Source organism: Streptomyces sp. NPDC107559, assembly GCF_055657365.1.
In genome coordinates, this window is record NZ_JBVKBD010000010.1 from 318,438 (window position 1) to 336,654 (window position 18,217).

Annotated in this window: 8 protein-coding genes and 2 pseudogenes; 9 read left to right on the forward strand and 1 reads right to left on the reverse strand. The window is 69.7% G+C overall.

The features are described from left to right. Positions 1-229 precede the first annotated feature (229 nt). The 3 genes and pseudogenes from ACZ7OY_RS28425 to ACZ7OY_RS28435 form a co-directional block, all read left to right on the forward strand. Positions 230-8,521, forward strand: a complete 8,292-nt coding sequence (locus ACZ7OY_RS28425) for a ricin-type beta-trefoil lectin domain protein (protein ID WP_471913994.1) — start codon at positions 230-232, stop codon at positions 8,519-8,521. A gap of 64 nt (positions 8,522-8,585) precedes the next feature. Continuing rightward, the gene (locus tag ACZ7OY_RS28430; protein WP_152890244.1) at positions 8,586-9,098 is read left to right on the forward strand and encodes a hypothetical protein; all 513 of its coding nucleotides are present in this window, start codon (positions 8,586-8,588) and stop codon (positions 9,096-9,098) included. A gap of 263 nt (positions 9,099-9,361) precedes the next feature. Then, a pseudogene (locus tag ACZ7OY_RS28435) lies at positions 9,362-9,475 on the forward strand (IS5/IS1182 family transposase); the annotation flags it as partial. A 38-nt stretch (positions 9,476-9,513) separates the two neighbouring features. Here ACZ7OY_RS28435 and ACZ7OY_RS28440 read toward each other — a convergent pair. Beyond that, positions 9,514-9,815, reverse strand: a pseudogene (locus ACZ7OY_RS28440) (DUF6228 family protein). Between ACZ7OY_RS28440 and ACZ7OY_RS28445 the strand changes: the two are divergent. The 6 genes from ACZ7OY_RS28445 to ACZ7OY_RS28470 all read left to right on the forward strand — a co-directional run. Further along, the gene (locus ACZ7OY_RS28445; RefSeq protein WP_471913995.1) at positions 9,737-10,339 is read left to right on the forward strand and encodes a PucR family transcriptional regulator; all 603 of its coding nucleotides are present in this window, start codon (positions 9,737-9,739) and stop codon (positions 10,337-10,339) included. The pseudogene ACZ7OY_RS28440 and the gene ACZ7OY_RS28445 overlap by 79 nt on opposite strands. Before the next feature lie 3 nt (positions 10,340-10,342). Then, a complete protein-coding gene (locus tag ACZ7OY_RS28450; protein WP_471913996.1) occupies positions 10,343-10,546 on the forward strand; it encodes a hypothetical protein in 204 nt (67 codons plus the stop codon). A gap of 388 nt (positions 10,547-10,934) precedes the next feature. After that, positions 10,935-12,314, forward strand: a complete 1,380-nt coding sequence (gene ccrA / locus ACZ7OY_RS28455; RefSeq protein WP_471913997.1) for a crotonyl-CoA carboxylase/reductase — start codon at positions 10,935-10,937, stop codon at positions 12,312-12,314. A gap of 1 nt (position 12,315) precedes the next feature. Then, positions 12,316-13,314, forward strand: coding sequence for a 3-oxoacyl-ACP synthase III family protein (locus tag ACZ7OY_RS28460; protein ID WP_471913998.1), 999 nt, complete (start codon positions 12,316-12,318; stop codon positions 13,312-13,314). After that, positions 13,311-14,204 (forward strand): 3-hydroxybutyryl-CoA dehydrogenase, encoded by an 894-nt coding sequence (locus ACZ7OY_RS28465; RefSeq protein ID WP_471913999.1) that lies wholly within the window; start codon positions 13,311-13,313, stop codon positions 14,202-14,204. Before ACZ7OY_RS28460 ends, ACZ7OY_RS28465 begins: the two co-directional genes overlap by 4 nt. Before the next feature lie 231 nt (positions 14,205-14,435). Next, positions 14,436-18,217, forward strand: a 3,782-nt coding sequence (locus tag ACZ7OY_RS28470) for a type I polyketide synthase (protein ID WP_471914000.1), incomplete at its 3' end; no start/stop codon positions are given.

Below are 18,217 nucleotides of genomic sequence, written 5' to 3' on the forward strand. Positions count from 1 at the left end.
GCGGGCAGCGGGTGGGGGAAAGCCCGGGTGCCACAGAGAGCAGGAAAGTGATCAACTGCGGCACAGAAAACTACACAGGAACTGTCATACAAACGCATGGTTTCTTCATGGAAATTGCAAAGGGTCTTGAGTCGCGATCATGACCATACCTAGCCTCCGGTCGATCACTGACCAGTGATCGGACTGTGTGACGGCCCCTCAAAAGGGCTGTTCTGTGGGGGGATTACGCGTGAGTGGCAGACGGCACTGGTTCGCGGGCACGTGGCACCGGAGATTCTTCGGCGGACTGGGGCTGTGGACGGTTCCGCTCGCACTGTTCGCACTGCTGTTGCCGGTGGCGATCGCGGGTGGGTTCGGCATGCCGGGCTTCCTGGCCGGCCACGACGGCGGCGACGGCTTCGGCCACCACGGCGGCTTCTCGTTCGACGGCAAGGTGTGGCGCCCCAAGAAGCTCCCCGTCACCAAGGCCGTAGGAGCGCATCTCCTCCAGCCGAAGGCGAACAAGCACCCCAAGGGCTACAAGGCACTGGGCACTTACCGGTCCCAGACGGCCCATTGGCCCAAGGCCGGAACCGCCGTCGTCGACCTGGGCTCACAGGGGAACTCGAAGCCGGTCAAGGCGGGTTCGCTGCCCGTGTGGGTGGCACCCGCCGATGCCGGGCACGGCGTCGACTCCGTACGCGTGCAGTCCGCCTCCCGCGCCCAGACGCTGCGCACCGGCGCCAACGGCATGCTCCTCGGCATCACCCCCTCCGGCGCCACGTCCGCCAAGGGCCGGGTGAAGGTCGTCATCGACTACTCGGCCATCGCCCGTGCGTACGGCGGTGGTTACGGCTCCCGGCTGCGGCTGGTGCAACTGCCGGGCTGTGCCCTCACCACTCCGCAGAAGCCGGAGTGCCAGAAGGCCACGCCGCTGAAGTTCACCAACCGGGCGTCCGCGGAGCAGCTGACGGCGACGGTCGCGATGAACTCCGCATCCGGTGCGGGCGAGGGGCAGGACTCCAACACGGCTGAGGGCGGGGCCGGTTCCGAGCCCATCGCGAGCGCCAGCCCCTCGCCGTCCCCGGACGGCGCGGGCACGGGCGCCGGTGACGGCACCACGACTCCGAACGCGAGTGCGAGTGCGAGTGCGCAGTCTTCGCAGCCCTCGCCGTCCGGCCAGGGCACCGCCACCCCGAAGCGGTCCGAAAGCGCTCACGGCCCGGCGGCGATGTCGGCCCGCACCGCACCCCTGACCGCGGCCGCTGCCGCTGCCGCCGGCACCACGGCGCTAGCGGTGACCTCCGGCGCCTCCGGGTCGCAAGGTGACTACGGGGCCACGGAATTGTCCGCGGCGGGAACCTGGCAGGCGTCGGCGACGGGCTCGTTCACGTATTCGTACCCGGTCTCCGTACCGTCCGCCGTCGGCAGCAACGCGCCGACCGTCGGGCTCGGTTACGACTCCCAGTCCGTCGACGGCGAGACGACCGCCCGCAACTCCCAGTCGTCCTGGGTCGGCGACGGCTGGAGCTATCAGGTCGGTTCGGTCGAGCGGGCGTACCGCAAGTGCGACTCCTTGCTCGACTCCAATGGCGACAAGGTCCTCAAAGGCTCGGGAGACGAGTGCTGGGACGGCGACAACGCCATGCTGTCCTTCGGCTCGCACTCCGGCGTACTCGTGCCCGACGGGGTGGACTCCACCGTGCCCGGGGAGATCAAGCAGTGGCGGCTGCAGGGCGACGACGGCACCCTCGTGCAGGAGCTGTCCGGCGCGGACAACGGCCTGCACGACGGCGTCTACTACCGGGTCCTGACCACGGACGGCACCGCGGCCTACTTCGGCGCCGACCACGCCCCGAACGGTCCCGGCAGCGCCGCCATGCCCGCGAACCCCGATGACGCCTCCACACATTCCGCCTGGGGCGTCCCGGTCCTCCACCCGCGCTCGAGCGACCCCTGCCACGACGACGCCAAGGGCAAGGCGTCCCGGTGCGACAAGCCCGAGGGCTGGCGCTGGAACCTCGACTTCGTGGTCACCCCGTCCGGATTCGTGCAGCGCTACGACTACACGACCGAATCGAACTACTACGACCTGGGCGGCGGCCAGGCGGCCGAGTCCACCGACCAGGACGACACCGGCACGCTGACCTCGTACACCCGCGGCGGCGCCCTGACGCTCATCTCCTACGGCTACACGCTGGCCGACGAGCAGGCCGGGCGCACCCCTGCCGCGGAGGTGGACTTCGGCCTGGCCCAGCGCTGCCAGACCACCAGCACGTTCACCGACTGTTCGGCCGACAACCTCAAGGACAGCACCAGCACCCACTGGCCGGACGTGCCGTGGGACCTGCACTGCGACTCCACCGACAAGACCAAACTTCCCGACGGCGCCACCACCGTCCCCGACGACGTGTGCATCACGTCGGGACCCACGTTCTGGACCACCACCCGGCTCGCTTCCATCACCACCAAGGTCCATGTGAAGGCGACCGACCAGCTCACCGCGGTCGACTCCTACAAGCTGGGCCAGGTCTACTCGGACGCGGGCGGCACCGTCGACCCGGTCACCGGCACCACGGTGGACCCGAAGGACGCCGGGATGCTGCAGGCTGTGATGTGGCTGCAGTCCATCCAGCACACCGGCAAGGACACCTACGGCAACGGCAACGACGACATCACACTGAATCAGGTGTCGTTCACCGGCACCGAGATCGACAACCGGGTCGACGACGACTCCCCGTCGGCTCCGCCGCTGTACCGGCCCCGGATCTCCAGCATCCAGACGGAGACCGGCGAGTCGATCGCGGTCGAGTACAACTCGGCACCGTGCGCGGGCAAGACGCTCTCGATCTCCCAGGCGGACAGCAACACCGAGTCCTGCTACCCCGTCTACTGGACCGTGCCCGGCGCCTCCAAGCCGATCTCGGACTGGTTCAACAAGGTCACCGTCAACAGCGTGGCCGTGTCCGACCTGACCATCGCGGGCCAGTACAAGCCGGACGCCCAGAACAACCCGGCGGGCTCCGAGACCCAGATCTCCCGCTACAGCTACGCCGGGCCGGCCTGGCACCGCGACGACTCCGCCACCACGGACGACCAGTACCGCACCTGGGACCAGTTCCGCGGCTTCCGCACCGTCACCGTGAAGACCGGCCAGGCCCCCGAACAGGTCACCCAGCAGAGCACCACCTATCTGCAGGGCATGGACGGCGACTACAAGGCCGACGGCACCCGACGCTCCGTCAGCGTCGACGCCAAGGTCGGCGGCAGCACGGTACTGAGCGTGACCGACTCCGACCTGTTGTCCGGCACCGCGCTGCAGAACGACACCTACACCCAGGCCGGCGGCACCGTCGACGCCGTCAGCGTCGACGGTCCGTTCTCCTTCACCACCACGGCCTCCGCGAATCAGACGCCGTGGACGGACTGGACCCAGGAGGACAACCCCGGCGACACGAAGCCGGCCCTGTCCACGCTGCCCGACCTCACCGCACACCGGCTCAAGTCGAGCAGCAGCCTGAAGTACGAACTCCTGGCTGACGGGACCTGGCGGCACACCAAGTCCGACACCACGTACGACAGCCGGGGCCGCCTGTCGACCATCGACGACCACGGTGACGGCGTCGACCCCGCACAGGAGAAGTGCGCCACCACCACCTACGCGACGCCGCCGGCCGACAACCCGATGGCTCTGTCCTACCCGGACCAGGCCACCACGGTCAGCGGCCCGTGCGGCACCGCGCCGAGCGCCGGCACCCTCATCGCGGACCGCAAGCTCTACTACGACGGCGACGGCAGCCTCACCAACCTGGGAACGTTCGGGCAGCTCGAGCAGTCCGGCAGCACGGCCGTCGGCCGGGTCACCGCCCTGCGCACGGCCACCGGTTACACCGGCACCACGGAGAACTGGCAGACCAACTCGGCGATGAAGTACGACGGCGCCGGCCGGATCACCGACACGGTCGACGTCACGGGGCAGAACACCCACACGGACTTCACCCCGCCCTGGACCTCGGCGGGCGGCAACACCAACCCCACCACCATCGCCAGCACCAACTCCCAGAACTGGAAGGTCACTTCTTCCCTCGACCCGCTGCGGGGACTGTCCACCGAGAACGTCGACGCCAACGGCCGCAAGACCGACATGACGTACGACGCGCTCGGCCGCCGTACTGCGGTGTGGCTCCCCGGCCGGGACAAGGCCGCCGGCCAGAGCGCCGACCGCACCTTCGCCTACTCGATCGACCCCGGTGCCGTCCCCGCGCCGGGCGACACCATCACCCAGCCGGGTGCGCCGACCTCGGTCACCTCCAAGACCCTGCGCGACGACGGCACCTACGCCACCTCCGTCACGATCTACGACGGCATGCTCCAGCCCCGCCAGACCCAGGCCACCGCCATGGGCGACTCCAACTCGGGCCGGGTCATCTCCGACACGTTCTACGACTCCCACGGCTGGCAGGTGGCGTCGTACGCGCCGTACTCGGAGCCGAACAACTTCCCCTCGGCCACGCTGTACGCGGCGAACGAGAACCAGATCCCCTCGGAGACCACCACCACCTACGACGGTGAGGGCCGGCCCCTGAAGGAGACACTCTGGCACCAGGCCGCCGAGCAGTGGCACTCTTCCACCGGCTACCCCGGTGCCGACGAGGTCGACACCACGGCGCCCGCCGGAGGCCGTTCCACCGCCACGTTCACCAATGCCATCGGACAGACCACCAGCACGGTGGTGAAGAACACCGGCTCCACCGTCACGCTGACGGGCGGCTCGGTGATCCCCTCGGGGACGTCGCTCACCTCCGACAGCGTGCGCCTGACCATGCAGTCGGACGGCAACCTCGTGCTGTCCGCCCTGGCGACCGGCGCGACGATCTGGTCCTCCGGCACCTCCGGACACGCCGGTGCCTGGGCCAAGTTCGGCACCGACGGCAACCTCGTCATCTACAGCACGGCCGTCGCCCAGCTGTGGACCACCGGCCTGACGGCCACCACCGGCGCCACCTTCCAGGTCCGCAACGACTCCACCGCGGCTGTCGTCGCCTCCAACGGCACCACCACGCTGTGGAAGCAGGGCACCGCAGGTGCCGTGGCGGCTGCGGACGCCACCACCAAGTACACCTACTTCCCCGCGGGCCAGATCGAGTCGATCAAGGACAACGCGGGCAACACCTGGTCGTACACCTACAACCTGCTCGGCCAGAAGCTGACCCAGACCGACCCCAACACCGGCAAGACCACCTTCGACAAGTACGACGTCTCCGGCAACCTCCTGCAGACCACAGACGCCCGTGGCCAGGCGAAATCCTTCACCTACGACTGGGACAACCGCCCCACCGCCGAGTACGCCGCGCCCTGGTCCGCCACCCCGGACCAGTCCAAGCTGCTGGTCTCGCACCTGTACGACACGCTGGACAAGGGGTACCAGACCTCTGCCACGCGCTACGTCGGCGGCGCCAACGGATCGGCGTACACGCAGGCCGTCACCGACTACAACACGGCCTACCAGCCGCTGGGCACCACGCTGACCATCCCGTCCTCCGACGGCTTCGCCGCGGCCGGACAGTCCAGCGCGCCCGCCTCGGGCAGCGTCACCTACACCACCACGAGCCACTACACGGACACCGTCGGCCTGCTGTCCACCACGCACTTCCAGGCGGACGGCAACCTGCCGGCCGAGGACATCGACTACGGCTACACCCAGCAAGGCAACCTCGACGGCATCGGCGGCTTCATCAACTCCGCCAACACCCCCGCCTACCTCGACACCGCCGTCCACGACGCCTTCGGACGGGTGCTCCAGGCCAACTACGGCCACACCGGCAAGGAACTGGCGACCTTCGCCCAGTACGACGCCACCACCGGGCGTGTCACCCAGAGCAGCAGCATGCTGCAGACCTCCACGACCGCCCTGGACGTCACCAATCTGCGCTACAACCAGGCCGGCGAACTCACCGCCGTCGACGACCTGCAGGACAACACCAAGCACGACACCCAGTGCTTCACCTACGACTCCTTCCAGCGGCTGACCGCCGCCTGGACGGACACCGCCGGCATCACCGACCCGGGCGCGGCGACTCCCGGCGCGGTCGGCGGCTGCACCACCGCACGGGTGCAGACGACCACCACGTCGCCGATCACCGCCACCACCGTCGGCGGCCCGGCCCCTTACTGGCAGACCTACACCTACGACCAGCTCGGCGACCGGACCGGCACGGTCAACCACGACACCACCGGCAACGCCCTCAACGACACCACGCAGACCATCGCCTACACCGGCACGAACGGCACGACGCCCGCGACGCTGCCGGACCAGGCGGGAACGACGACCCTCACGAACCCGTCCGGAACGGCGACCGTCGCCTCCACCTACACCGACCCCGCCTACGCCAACGCGAACGCCGGCGACACCATCACCCGCAAGGTGACCACCACTGGCCCGCTGACCAGCTCGTTCACCATCACAGGCGGGGTCAAGCGGTGCGTCGACGACGCGGGCGGCGCCACCACCGCGGGCACCAAGGTGCAGATCAACACCTGCAACGGCGCCACCAGTGAGAAGTGGACCGTCGGCACCGACGGCACGGTCAAGGTGCTCGGCATGTGCCTGGACACCACTGGCAACGCCACCACCAGCGGCACCCTCGTGGTGATCGACACATGCAAGACCGACGCCACCCAGAAGTGGAAGGTCACCACCACCGGCACTCTGGTCAGCAGCGCCAACACCGCGATGTGCCTGACCGACCCGGCCGCCTCCGCCACCACCGGCACCCAGTTGACCCTCGCCACGTGCGGCAGCACCGGCCAGACCTGGACCAACGCCGCCACCGGCGCCATCCCGGCCGGCCAGGGCCAGACCTTCACCTACGACGCCGATGGCCGCACCGCCACCGTCGCCACCACCTCCGGCAGCCACACCAACACCAGCAAGTACCTCTACGACGCCCAGGGCGGCCTGCTCGAGCAGACCGCCGCGGTCGACGGCGTCGACAAGACCCGCATCCTCTACCTCTTCGGCGGCGCCGAGCAGATCACCCTCAGCGTCTCCGCCAAGACCTGGACCGGCCTGCGCAACATCACCGGACCCGACGGCACCACCGTCACCCGCTCCAGCACCGGAAGCGTCACCTACCAGGTCGCCAACGGCCAGGGCACCGCGCTGACCGCCATCGACGCGTCCACCCTCGCCGTCAGCCGCCGCTCGTACGACCCGTACGGCAACCCCCGCGGCGCCAAGCCGAGTTCGTGGGTGGCCGCGGACGAGAACAAGGGCTTCCTCGGGCAGCCCGTCGACCCGGTCACCGGCCTCGATCTGCTGGGGGCCCGCAACTACGACCCCGTCACAGGGCGCTTCCTCAGCCCCGACCCGGTCTTCCAGGCCGGCGACCCCAACCAGATGGGCGGCTACACCTACGCCGCGGACAACCCGGCCAGCAGCAGCGACCCCACGGGCTTCGACGACTGGTACAACGACCCGTCGATGAACAAGTGCGCCGTCGACTGCGGCGGCAAGAAGAAGCACCACAGCAGTGGCGGCACCAAGAGTTCCAGCGGCTCGACCAGCTCACCCGCTCCGTCGACCACCCCAGCGCCTTCCATGGGGCCGACGCCGAGCTCCACGCAGACCCCGACGCCCACGCTCGGCGAAACCCCCTGCCAGCCCGAGGACTTCGGCACCAACCGGTGCGAAAGCTATGACGGCGGACAGCTGATCTACACGGCCATCGGCGTGGGCGTGCTCCCGGTCGGCCTGTATTGCATAGCCACCGGCGTTCTGGACTGTGTGGCAGGTGCCTTCATGGGTGCCGCCGATGCCGAAGCGGGCGGCAGCATGCTTCTCGGCGTGCGCGTCGTGGGCCTCGGCGTGGGCGCTGCACGAGCCATGGAGGAAGGGGGGACAGGAGCCGCTGCCGCCGGCGCGGAAGCAAGTGCTTCAAGCGAGGCCGCCGACGACGCAGCCGACCTCGTCGCCGCGAAGCGGGCCAACGCACAGGAGCGGGCTCGCGCGACGGATGCCGAGGCGGCCGAGCCGAGTTCTCCCGACGCCGGAGCGTCGGGGACCGAGCCGTCGGCACGTGACTCCCGTGCGCCCGTCCAGAAGACGGCTCCCGGCCGCAAGGCTTCCTCGGCGGCGACGGTCGTCAAGACCCGTCTGCCCAGGGGCACACGGATCGAGGACGGCCTCGCGGGGGCACGCAATCTCCGCAATCGGGTGGCACAACGCACCCTGTTCCCCAACAGTGACGGCATCCCGGTCAGCAGCGGCGTCATGAAGAAGGCATGGACGGGCGGCTACAACGCCGAGACGAACGAGATAGCTGTCGCCTCCTCAGGCTGCGGGTACTGCGCGGAAGGCAACGTGATCAACGCCTTGGGCGGAGACGCAAACCGTGTCGTGCTGACCCGTGCCCTGATCTGGGACCCCGAGTTGGGAGCCTGGGACGAGATGCCCATCTGCGACAAGTGCCAGGGGTTCCTCTTTCCCGAGGACGTCGAGCCCGGAGCCCTGTTCATGGACGGCCCGTGGAACAAGAAGTGATCCACACGACTCCTATACTCCACGCGATGAACGACACCTCGAAGACCGCATCTGGAGGTCAGGCATGACCACAAGGCCCTCGCTGATTCAGGCCGAGCGGGTCGACTGGGCTTCACTACGGTGCGGTTGCGGTGAAACAGGCGCCCACGTTCCCGAGACGTTCGCCCGTCTGCTGGAGGCCGGCAGCCCCGCCGAGATCGCGGAGGCGACGCTCGAGGGGCACATCAACATCCAGTCGCTGCTGTTCGAGGTGGCGGTTCCGGTGACGTCGCTGATCGCCGCCGCCTTGCAGGAAGATCTTGCCGAGCCTGTGCGGCTTCGGCTGTTGAATGACCTTCTGACCTGCGTGGCAGGGGAGTCCCACTGGACGGAGGTCGAGGAGGGCGCTCCCGAGATCGAAGTGGACTGCCAGATCGCGGCGCGGGAGGCCATCTGGACGCTCTACCAGGAGTACGCCACGGGCCACGCGATGCTCGCCCGGTACATCCTGGAGGAGGTGGACCCGGACGAGGAGAGGTTCTCCCACTTCGACGCCAAGCTGATCAGCCGCGTCCAGAAGGCGACCAAGCGCCACTGAGTTCGCCCAGCCCCGCACGGTGCGCGGCGCAGCGGGTGACCTCGGACGGGTCCGCCCCCCTACTGGCGGGCGGACCCGGGCCGGCCGTGCTCCTCGCCTCCGCGACCGGACGAGGGTCACTGTGCTCACCCTGTTCAGCGCAACGGGCGCCGTGCGGACCCGCCACTCACAACGGCTGGCACAATGAGGTGGATCAGCCCTGGTCGCCGTGTCCAGGACAGGAGTTGAGCGTTCCGTTCGGTGTGGGGACAGCGCCGTGGATTATGTCGGACGAACTGTGGGAGCACCTGGAGCCGCTGCTGCCGCAGCGTGAGCGAAGGTTCCGGTATCCCGGCCGTAAGTCGTTGCCGGACCGGGAAGCACCGTGCGGGATCTTGTGCTGTGAGCCGTAGGCGGCCAACTGGGCACCCGCCGATCACGCCGGTGGTTCAGCCTCCAGGAAGCTGCGCATCTCCATGGCGAGGTTGCGCATGTCCTCTCCAGGAGCGTGATCGGTCGTCGTCTCGAAATGCCACTCGCCGTCGGGGAATCGGTCGTACAGCCCCACGTCAACTTGACGCGTGATCCAGCGTGCTCAGCGGAGACCGTCAGGTCCCGTTCCAGTGATCGCCAAGTCCGTGCACCGGTCCACCCGCGGAATGGCAGCCGCTGCCGACATGCTGGGCCTGGACCTGCACGCAGAGTACCGAGTCTGCCACTCCTCGGGTGGCACCGCAGCCGAGCGGGCGCTGCGCCCGCACACCGTCGCCCTGCTGGCCGAGCCGGCTCCGCAGCGGGTGATCGGGCTGGCCGTCGGTCCGTTGCCCGCTTCGCTGGGGCTGCCCGTCGGGCTGAGTGAATCGAGGCCGCTGAGCCAGGCGCGCGCGTCACTCGCCGAGGCGGAGCAGGCCAGCGAACTGGCCGTCGCCTTTGGCATCCGGCGCTGCGTCACCGCAGGCGAGCTCCCCCTCCACTCGGCAGTGCTGGCCCTTCCCACGGTCGGAGAACAGTTGGTCACCCGCTGCTTCGGACACCTCACCGACGAGCGCCGCACTACCGCAGTCCACACCGTGGACACCTACCTGGCCGCCGACGCCAACATCGACCAGGCCGCCGCTGCCCTGTTCATCCACCCCAACACCTTGCGCTACCGACTGCGGGCACTCACCGCCGCAACCGGCCTGGATCCCGCCCGCACCGAGGACTCGCTGGCCCTGTGGTGGGCTGTGCGGCACGTGCAGGCGGTACAACGCGCGCGCTGAAGGATGCCCGGCCCTGCCCCGTACTGCGAGCTTCGCGGCGCAACCACAGGGACTCCGACCGTCATCGACCCCGACACGCACCGGCTCGTCGAGGTGGTCGGCCTCGCCCCGGACGGCACGCCGCACGGGATGGCGCTCGATCCGGTGGCCGGTCGCCTGCACGTCAGCGTGGAGGGCAGGCCGACCGGTCCGGCGGTGTCGTCGTGATCGACACGGATACCCGCCGTCTGTTGGGCAGGATCGACACGGATGCGCCCGGCTCGCACCGGGTCGCCGTCGATACGGCCGGTGCGAGGCCCCCGGCTTGCCTCGACCCGTCACCGCCCTCCTCGTTCCACCGGGACCGGGCGTTCGCACGCGAGGTGTCCCCGCGTGTTACCGGCGATCGACAAAAACCCCTATCCGCGTAGATCCCCCACCCCTATGGGGTGCCGCCTAGGGGGCGGTTAAGGGTACGGGCCGACGCATGCGAATGCGTAACGTGGCGGCAGTCGCGGGGACTTGTCACCTGTTGGGTCGGCCTCCCCGACGGATCTGATCAGAACGCGGCGGCTTCCATCGTGGAGCAGCCGTTCTCCTAACGGAAGGGGCCGGCATGGATGCGTTGACCGAAGCTCTCCTGGCAGGTGCCGACGCGGAGAAAATCGAGGAGATCGATCTCCCCGAGAACTATCTCGCCGCTCATCTACGCATTGATGATCTGCCCATGTTCGACGGCGTCCAGGACAGAGACGTCAGGAAATCCATCCACGTGGATCGCGTACCCATGCCCGACATCGCTCCAGACGAAGTCGTCGTGGCCGTGATGGCGAGTTCGATCAACTACAACACGGTGTGGTCGGCTACCTTCCAGCCGGTTCCCACATTCGACTTCCTGCGGCGGATGGGCCGGGAGGGCGACTACGCGGCCCGGCACGACCTGCCCCACCACGTCCTGGGCTCCGACGCGTCGGGAGTCGTCGTACGGGCGGGCGCGGGGGTGCGCAACTGGCGTCCGGGAGACCATGTCGTGGTCAGCTGCGTACAGGTGGACGACCAGGAACCGGCCACGCACGCCGACGGAATGCTCGGCGTCGGCCAGCGCATCTGGGGATACGAGACCAACTTCGGCGGTCTGGCCCACTACGCCGTCGTACGAGCGAGCCAACTGCTCGCCAAGCCGGCTCATCTGACGTGGGAGGAGTCGGCGGGCGTCCTGCTGACCGCCGCCACCTCCTATCGCATGCTCGTCAGCGACAACGGGGCCCGCATCAAGCAGGGCGACATCGTGTTGATCTGGGGAGCGACCGGCGGGCTCGGGGCATTCGCCGTTCAGTTGGTCAAGAATGCCGGCGGAATCCCCATCGGCGTGGTCAGTTCGGACGAGAAGGCCGACATCCTGCGTTCTCTGGGATGCGATGTCGTGATCAACCGGACCGAGATCGGGCTGGGCAACGACGAGGTGCTCACCCCGGAACGGACCATCGAATTGGGAAAGCGGCTCGGGCGGGCCATCAGGACCGCCGTGGGCGAGGATCCGCACGTGGTCTTCGACTTCATCGGACAGGCCACGTTCGGCATTTCGGTCTTTGTGGTACGCCGGGGCGGAACCGTCGTCACCTGCGGCTCCAGCACGGGTTATCAGCATCAGTTCGACAACCGCTATCTATGGATGAACCTCAAACGCATTGTGGGCAGTCACGCCGCGAACCTCCAGGAACAATGGGAGCTGAACCGGCTGATCCACCTCGGGCATCTGTCCCCCGTCCTCTCGGACGTGTATCCACTGGCCGAGGCTGCCGAGGCTGCCAGGCTCGTCCAGCGCAACCGGCACATCGGGAAGGTCGGCGTCCTGTGTCTGGCTCCGGAGGAGGGCCTCGGGGTCACCGACCCCGAGAGGCGCGCCGCCATCGGAGCCGAGCGGCTCAACCCGCTGCGTACGGCAGGCCGGAACGCGTCTTCCGAACCCGCGAAGTCCCAGGAAAGGGCTGCGTGACGTGACAGGCAAACGCACAGGGATTCTGGCCACCGGTTCGTACCTGCCCAAGGAAGAGGTCGGCAACGAGGAGATTGCCGCCCGTGTCGGCGTCAGCGCCGAGTGGATCGAGCGCAAGACCCAGATCGTGTCGCGCCGTTTCGCCGGCCCGGACGAAGCCACGTCCGATCTCGCGGTCAAGGCGGCGGAGCGGGCGCTGGAGCAGGCGGGCCTCACCGCGGACCGGATCGACTACCTGATCGTGTCGACCTCTACCGGAGACTTCCCGCAGCCGCCCACGTCGTATCTGGTGCAGGACGCGCTCGGCGCCTACCGGTCGGCCTGCTTCGACGTCAACGTGGTGTGCAGCGGGTTCGTGTACGCGATGGAGATAGGCCGCAGCCTGGCCGAGGGCCGCCCCGACTCCCATGTGCTCGTCATCGGGGCCGACCTCTACTCGCGGATCCTGGATTTCGACGACCGGCGCACGGCCGTACTGTTCGCCGACGGCGCCGGGGCCGCGGTGCTCGGACCGGTCGCCGAGCCGTACGGCATCCTGGGCACCGACCTCGTCAGCCGCGGCGACGCGCACGATCTGATCCGGGTGGAGGCCGGCGGCAGCCGGAACCCCACGTCGGAGACCACTCTGGCCGAAGGCGGCCACTATTTCCGGATGAACGGCCGCGGTGTCCGCGACTTCGTCGGCGAGCACGTACCGCAAGCCCTCACCGCCCTCGTCGGGCGACTGGGCGTCGGCGTGTCCGAGGTGAACCACTTCGTGCCGCACCAGGCCAACGGCGTCATGCTCGGCGAGGTCGTCGAACTGGCCGGCCTGACCGGCGCGATCACCCATCGCACCCTGCAGAAGTACGGCAACGTCGGCAGTGCGTCGGTGCCGGTCGCGCTCGACGCGGCGAACCGCTCCGGTGCGCTCACACCGGGCGATCTCGTGCTGCTGGCCGGATTCGGCGGCGGCATGGCCATCGGGGCGTCGCTGCTGCGCTGGGGGGCGGCGGCATGAGCGCCACCGGCACCGCGGCCGACAGCGCGCGGCCCGGCATCGAACGGATCGGCGTCGTCGGCAGCGGCATCATGGGCGCCGGGATCGCGGAGCTGTGCGCGAAAGCGGGCTGCGAGGTACGGGTCGCCGTCTCGTCCGACAGGTCCCTGCAGGCCGGTGCCGCGCGGGTGGCGCGCTCGCTGGACCGGGCCGTGACCAAGGGAAAGATCACCCAGGAGCGGCGCGGCGACGTCCTGCGCCGGATCACCTTCACTCGCGACCTGGGCGAGCTGAGTGACCGTCAGCTGGTGGTCGAGGCCGTGAAGGAGGACGAGGCACTCAAGCTCGATCTCTTTGCGTCCCTCGACAAGATCGTCCAGTCGCCGGACGCGGTCCTCGCCTCGAACACGTCCTCCCTGTCCATCGCCCGGCTCGCCCGGGCCACGACCCGGCCTGAACGCGTGATCGGCGTCCACTTCTTCAACCCGGCGCCCGTCCTGCCCCTCGTCGAGATCGTCGACTCGATCGTGACCGACCCTCAGATCAGCGCGCATACCGAGGAGTTCGTCGTCGGCCGGCTCGGCAAGACGGCCATCAAGTCTCCCGACCGGGCCGGGTTCGTGGTGAACGCCCTGCTGTTCCCCTACCTGCTGTCCGCGATCCGCATGGTCGACTCCGGCCTGGCGACCGCGGAGGTCATCGACCGGGGCATGACCCTGGGCTGCTCCCACCCGCTCGGCCCGCTCCAACTCGCCGACCTGATCGGCCTCGACACCACCGTATCCATCGCCGAGGCGATGTACGAGGAGTTCAAGGAACCCTTGTACGCCCCGCCCGCACTGCTGTTGCGCATGGTCGAGGCCGGACTGCTGGGCAAGAAGTCCGGCCGCGGGTTCCACACCTACACGTAAGCCCGTCGTCCGGATCAGGGGGCGGGGCATGCGCATCCGTGCCGTACCTCGGCGCCGTCCGAACCCGCCGACAGGACCTGAGCCCTCACCGCCCGAATCACCCACGCGGGAACGGACCCGGCAGCGGCACGGCTGCGCTGCCGGGTCCCCGCCCGCGTCACGTCACGCACGTCTGCGCACCACGGGCCCGGCCCGGCACGTGCCGTTTTGCCGACAGGGAGAGCGAAGAACATGGCCATCCGTCCCGGATCCGGTCGTCCCCAGGAGTATTCACCGCCCCACGAGGCCATCGCCGTGGTGGGCGTCGCCTGCCGGTTCCCCGGCGCCGAGGACCCCGACGCCTTCTGGCGACTGCTGTCTCGTGCTGAGAGCGCCGTTGGCCCGCTCCCCGCGGACCGGCCCGGACTCCCGGCCGGCACTTCCCTCACGCCGGCCGGGTTCCTGGACCGGGTCGACGGATTCGAGCCGGAGTTCTTCGGTGTCTCGCCCCGCGAGGCGACGGCCATGGACCCGCAGCAGCGGCTGGCTCTCGAACTGGGCTGGGAGTCCCTGGAGAACGCCGGCATCGTCCCGGCCGCGCTGCGCGATACCTCCGCCGGAGTCTTCATCGGCGCGATCTGGGACGACTACGCCAAGCTCGTCCATCAGTACGGCACCGACGCCCTCACCCACCACACCATCACCGGCACCAGCCGGGGCATCATCGCCAACCGGCTGTCCTACGCCCTGGGGCTGCTTGGGCCGAGCCTGGTCGTGGACACCGGCCAGTCCTCGTCGCTGGTGGCCGTCCGGCTCGCCTGCGAGAGCCTGCGCAGGGGCGAGTCGACCGTGGCCCTGGCCGGCGGGGTCAGCCTCAACCTGACCGCGGAGGGTTTCAGCGTCGCCGAGCGGTTCGGGGCGCTGTCGCCCGAGGGCCGGACGTACACCTTCGACGCCCGGGCCGACGGCTACGTCCGCGGCGAGGGCGGCGGGATCGTCGTACTCAAGACACTGCGGACGGCGATCGCCGACGGGGACAGGATCTACTGCGTCATCCGGGGCGGTGCCGTGAACAACGACGGCGGGGGCGGCGCGCTCACCGCACCCCGGCGCGCCGCGCAGGAGGACGTCCTGCGCCGGGCCTGCGCGGAAGCCGCCGTCGAGCCGTCGGCGGTGCGGTTCGTGGAGCTGCACGGCACCGGGACCCCGGTCGGCGATCCCGTCGAGGCGGCGGCTCTCGGTACGGTCCTTGGCGCCGGGCGGCCCGCGGACAAGCCGCTGCTGGTCGGTTCCGCGAAGACCAACATCGGGCACCTCGAAGGAGCGGCGGGAATCGCGGGACTCATCAAGGCCGCGCTATGTCTGCGCGCCGGCACGCTCGTGCCGAGCCTCAACTTCGAGCAGGCCGGACCGGCGATCCCTCTCGACGAACTGCGCATCGCCGTCGGCACCGGGACCACCGCGCTGCACGGTGGCGACACCCCGGTCCTCGCGGGAGTCAGCTCCTTCGGGATGGGTGGAACCAACTGCCATCTGGTGCTGTCCGATTGGCCGGCCGCCCGGGTGACGCACCCAGCGCCGAGCGCCCCCGGAAACGTCCCGGTTCTCGCGCCGCTGTCCGCCCGGACCGAAGCGGCGGTTCGCTCTCAGGCCGCTCGGCTCGCCCGGCATCTCGCGGACCACCCCGAACTGCCCCTGCAGGACGTGGCGCACTCCCTCGCCACCACCCGTACGCACTTCAAGCACCGTGCGGTCGTCCTCGCCGAGGACCGGCCCGCCCTGCTGGCCTCGCTCGATCGCGTCGCGGCCGGGACACCCGCGCCCGGACTCGTGCGCGCGGTGGCCCGCGACGGCGCCGTGGCGTTCCTGTTCACCGGCCAGGGCAGTCAGCGCGCGGGCATGGGGCGCGACCTGTACCGGGCGTTCCCGATATTCGCCCGGGCGCTGGACAAGGTGTGCGCTCTGCTCGACGCGGAGCTCGAACGGCCTTTGCGGGCCGTGATGTTCGCCGATCCAGACTCCTCCGACGGCGCGCTGCTCCACCAGACCCGCTACACCCAACCCGCGCTCTTCGCCTACGAGGTCGCCCTTCACAAGCTTCTGGGCCAGTGGGGTCTCGCCCCGTCCGTCGTCCTTGGGCACTCGGTCGGCGAGCTGGCCGCCGCCCATGTCGCGGACGTGCTGTCGCTGCCGGACGCCGCGAAACTGGTGGCAGCGCGTGGCCGGTTGATGCAGGAGCTGCCCGAGGGCGGCGCCATGGTGTCCGTGCAGGCGTCCGAGCAGGAACTGCTCACCACCCTCGCCGGGCGCGAGCACGAGGTGGCGTTGGCGGCGGCCAACGGGCCTGTGTCGACAGTGATCTCGGGTGACGAGGACGCCGTCCTGGAGGTCGCCCGCCACTGGGAACGGCAGGGCCGCAAGACGAAGCGGCTCCAGGTCAGCCACGCCTTCCACTCGCCCCGCATAGCGGCGATGCTCGACGCGTTCCGCGAGGTCGCCCGGCGGCTGGACTACCGCACGCCCCGCATCTCCGTGGTGTCGAACCTGACGGGCCGTACGGTCGGCGCCGAGGAGATCTGTACCGCCGACTACTGGGTGCGCCACGCCCGCGAAGGCGTGCGCTTCCTCGACGGCATGCGCGCGGTGGAGGAGACCGGAGTCCGCACCTATCTGGAGGTGGGACCGGACGCCGTGCTGGCGGCGATGGGCCGCGACTGCCTCACCGAGGACGCGGCGTTCATCACCACCGCACGACGCTCACGCGCCGACGTGCCCACGCTGCTGTCGGCCCTGGGCGAACTGCACGCCCACGGAGTGCCTGTCGACTGGCGCCGTGCCGCGCCCGGCCGACGCGTCGAGCTGCCGACGTACGCCTTCCAGCGCGCGTCGTACTGGCTGTCGGAGACGGGATCCGCCCCGACTCCCTCGTCCGCGGACGCCGGCGGCGAGCCGTCCGGGGCCTACACCTCGCGGGGTGTCGCCGACAGCCCCCTGGCGGAGCGCCTCGCCGGATTGTCGCAGCCGGAGCGCGAGCGTGCCGTGACCGAACTGGTCCGGCGGGAGATCGCGGCCGTGCTGGGGTTCGCGTCCCCGGGGTCCGTGGATCTAGACCTCACGTTCCGCGAACTGGGGTTCGACTCGCTCACCGGTGTGGAACTGCGCAACAGGCTGGGCGCGGTCTCGGCGCTGAGGATGCCGCCCACCCTGATCTTCGACCACCCCACCGGTGAGTCCGTCGTCCGGTACCTGCGCGCGGAACTGCTCGGCGGCCCGGCTGCGCCGGCTTCCGCGGCCGGGGGTCCGGTCGGTGCCGCGGACGATCCGATCGCCGTGGTCGGCATGGCCAACCGGCTGCCCGGCGGGATCGACTCCCCCGAGGCGCTGTGGGATTTGGTGGCATCCGGGGGCGAGGCGATCTCGGACTTTCCCGCCGACCGCGGATGGGACCTGGAGGCGCTGTACGACCCGGACGGGCGGAGCAGCGGGACCTCCTACACCAAGCGAGGCGGATTCCTGCGCGAGGCGGCGGAGTTCGACGCGGAGTTCTTCGGGATCTCCCCGCGTGAGGCGCTCGCCATGGACCCCCAGCAGCGGCTGCTCCTGGAGACCTCCTGGGAGGCCCTGGAACGGGCCGGCATCGACCCGACGGGCCTGCGCGGCAGCGACACCGGCGTCTACGCGGGCACCTTCATGTTCCGGGACCAGGAGGGCACGGGCGCGGGTGCGGAGGGCCAGCGCATGACGGGGACGGCGGCCAGCGTGCTGTCGGGCCGGGTGTCGTACACCTTCGGCCTCGAGGGTCCCGCCCTCACCATCGACACCGCCTGCTCGTCGTCGCTGGTGGCCATGCACATGGCCGCGCAGGCCTTGCGCGCCGGCGAGTGCTCGCTCGCTCTGGCCGGTGGCGTCACCGTCATGACCACACCCGACACCTTCATCGAGTTCAGTCGGCAGAAGGGGCTGTCGCGGGACGGCCGCTGCAAGTCGTTCGGCGCCGCGGCCGACGGCACCGGCTGGTCCGAAGGCGTCGGCAT